This window comes from Paenarthrobacter sp. NPDC058040, from assembly GCF_042885775.1.
In the GTDB taxonomy this organism is placed as follows: Bacteria; Actinomycetota; Actinomycetes; order Actinomycetales; family Micrococcaceae; genus Arthrobacter.
Genome location: NZ_JBHVRN010000037.1, coordinates 1 through 2,663 on the forward strand (window position 1 = coordinate 1; position 2,663 = coordinate 2,663).

General features: G+C 60.6%; 3 protein-coding genes. 2 read left to right on the top strand and 1 reads right to left on the bottom strand.

Annotation, left to right across the window (positions count from 1 at the left end):
• Nucleotides 1-83 precede the first annotated feature (83 nt).
• On the top strand, nt 84-917 hold the full coding sequence (locus ACFVSJ_RS24305) for a TetR/AcrR family transcriptional regulator (RefSeq protein ID WP_387439686.1): 834 nt from the start codon (nt 84-86) through the stop codon (nt 915-917).
• Nucleotides 918-1,255: 338 nt separating this feature from the next.
• Here ACFVSJ_RS24305 and ACFVSJ_RS24310 read toward each other — a convergent pair whose 3' ends face one another.
• Nucleotides 1,256-1,654, bottom strand: a complete 399-nt coding sequence (locus tag ACFVSJ_RS24310; RefSeq protein ID WP_387439687.1) for a RidA family protein — start codon at nt 1,652-1,654, stop codon at nt 1,256-1,258.
• A 128-nt stretch (nt 1,655-1,782) separates the two neighbouring features.
• Here ACFVSJ_RS24310 and ACFVSJ_RS24315 point away from each other — a divergent pair, with 128 nt between their 5' ends.
• Nucleotides 1,783-2,619: a fumarylacetoacetate hydrolase family protein gene (locus tag ACFVSJ_RS24315; protein WP_387439688.1), complete on the top strand. Its 837-nt coding sequence runs from the start codon at nt 1,783-1,785 to the stop codon at nt 2,617-2,619.
• The last annotated feature ends 44 nt before the right edge of the window (nt 2,620-2,663 follow it).

Below are 2,663 nucleotides of genomic sequence, written 5' to 3' on the forward strand. Positions count from 1 at the left end.
GCTGCGTTCAAACTATAGCCAACCAACCCCGGAAGTGTCCGGGATCACATCAACTAAAAGAACACTAACACAAACCTGAGCGCTTGATCAAGACTAATGTAGAAGCAATCCCGGAACCGACATCTCACTCCGCCGTTTTACCTGCTGAAGGCTATGATCAACGGACGTGCGTCCTGAAACCCCGCCGCGAGGAAATTGACCCCTTGCTCAATTCGCACGCAGCTTTCGGAGGCGCTGAAAGAACCTCGGCACTAGAATGTCAACTAGATCCACGCCGTCGCCTGACGGATACCCAACTGGAGGAAAAAATGGCCCAGTCCCATCTGCCTGTGGAACAGCGGCGACGCCAGTTCGTCACCGCCGCCACGCGCGTGATTATTCAGGAAGGGCTGGCGAAGGCGACAACTCGTCGCATTGCTGAGGAGGCGGGGCTTCCCGCACCTAACCTCCACTACTGCTTCGAGACCAAGGAAGATCTCCTCCAGGCCGTGTACGAGCATGCAGCCTCAAGCGCCTTCGCTGAAATTGGCAGTTCGGTGACGCCGGGGGTTGGGCTGGCACAAGGCATCGAAGACATCATGCGTTCTTACGTCCAGTGGAACCGCGGGAATCCCCAGGTCCAGCTGGCGATGCTTGAGTTGACCTTTTGGTCCTTGCGCAACCCTACGTCGAGTCACCTGGCTGGTCGGGTCTACCGACGGTATCTCAGCGGATTCGAACAATTGCTTGTGGAGGTCATGACCCCTGACGAGGCCGACGTGGATCTGGACACTTTGGCTCAGTTGCTGATAGGGGCCATAGACGGATTCACCATGCAGCGTCTGACGCTCAAAGACAAAGTGGGCGAAGCATTCTTTAACATGTCGGTGCGCGCACTCCAGGCCGCTGTTGGCGCGACGGCGGTAGCCAGAAGTTAGTCTCCACACTTTCTGTTCGTAAGCCCTACTCTCGAGCGCTGCTTCCAATGCGGCGCTACGCCCCAAAACAAACTTCGGAACAATCTCGTACGAGTGGATTCAATGCGGGAGGCTTCGTGCCATCATCTCCGGTCAGTCACGGCATTAGAGCCAGTAGTTGCTAGACGGAAGGGGCATCGCCCGGGCGGTAGCCTGAGCGATGCCCGTGTCAGTTACTCCCGGACGCCGATGCGCCCGCGTTTGGACTGAGCCACCGCCGAGCCCGACCGCAGCGTCGCAGCAGCTTCAGTTACTTCACGTCCCGGCTAAGCAATTTCGGGGCGGACCGGACCAAGCCCTCAGCGTTCAGGAATGACGGCTATGGCCTGGATTTCGATCATGGCTTCCTTCTGCCACAGGCGTGTGATGCCGATGCCGGCCATGGCTGGATACTCGGAGCCGGCCATTTCGCGCCAGATGCGCCCGATTTCGCGGCCGTTGGCCATATAGTCGTCCACGTCGGTGAGATAGATGGTGACGTTGACCAGGTCCTCCGGCTGCCCGCCCGCTTCGCGGAGCGTGGCCAGGACGTTGGAAAACGCCTGCGTGAACTGCTCCACGATACCGCCGGAGACGATCTTCATGTCCTTGCCGAGCGCCGTCTGGCCCGCCAGGTAGATGGTATTTCCCGCGAGCGTGCCGTGCGCGAAACCCGACGGCTTGGGCAGTGATTCCGGGTTGATGGTCTTGTGCGCCATGCTGATCCTCCTGATTGTCGCCTAAATCTCGTAAGCCTCTATTGCAGATCGATTCTGCCGTGTTACATTGAGCATATGTGACGATCGTAAAAAAGTCGATACATCGAATCTTGAAGGGAAACCAGCCGATGAAACTTGCCACTCTGCGCACCTCGGGCGGACGTACGACGGCGGCACTCGCCACGGGCGAGGGCACTTACCGAACGCTTCCGGCCAGTGATGTGGGCGCACTCCTGGCCCAGGACAACTGGCGGGCCGTGGCGGAAGCAGCCGACGGAGAAACCATCAGCAACCCTGACTTCGCCCCTCTGCTGCCCAACGCCGGGAAAGTGATCTGCTGCGGCTTGAACTACGGTGATCACATCCAGGAGATGGGCCGGGACCTCCCGGAGTACCCGACGCTGTTCGCCAAGTATGCGGACACCTTGGTCGGCGCGAATGACCCGGTAGAAGTCCATGGCAGTGCCCGCGTCGACTGGGAAGCCGAGCTGGCCGTCGTCGTGGGTTCCGAGCTGTACCAGGCGGACGAGGACCAGGCCCGCGAGGCGATCGCCGGGTACACCGTGGCCAACGATGTCTCCATGCGGGACTGGCAAAACCGGACGCTGCAGTGGTTCCAGGGCAAAGCCTGGGACGCGACCACTCCCGTGGGCCCGGTGATGGTCACCGCGGACGAAGCCGGCGAACACTTCCAGGTCAAGGGCTACGTCAACGGCGAGCTTGTCCAGGACGGCAACACCCGCACCCTCGTGTTCGGCCCCGCACAGTTGCTTTCCTACATCTCGCAATTCACCACCCTGCGCCCCGGCGATCTTGTCCTCACGGGAACGCCCGGGGGAGTGGGCATGGGCATGACCCCGCCGCGCTTCCTCCAGGACGGCGACACCCTGACCACCGAAATCGACGGGATCGGTCGGCTGGAGAACCGGTTCCGGATCCACGTTCCAGCCACCACCCCCGCCTAAAGACAAAGGAGAAACCCATGAGCCAGACCACCACCGAATACCGC

Excerpts from the sequence above, each read along its gene's own strand:
- ACFVSJ_RS24310 (WP_387439687.1), bottom strand. The coding sequence starts at position 1,654 with ATGGCGCACAAGACCATCAACCCGGAATCACTGCCCAAGCCGTCGGGT.
- ACFVSJ_RS24315 (WP_387439688.1), top strand. The coding sequence starts at position 1,783 with ATGAAACTTGCCACTCTGCGCACCTCGGGCGGACGTACGACGGCGGCA.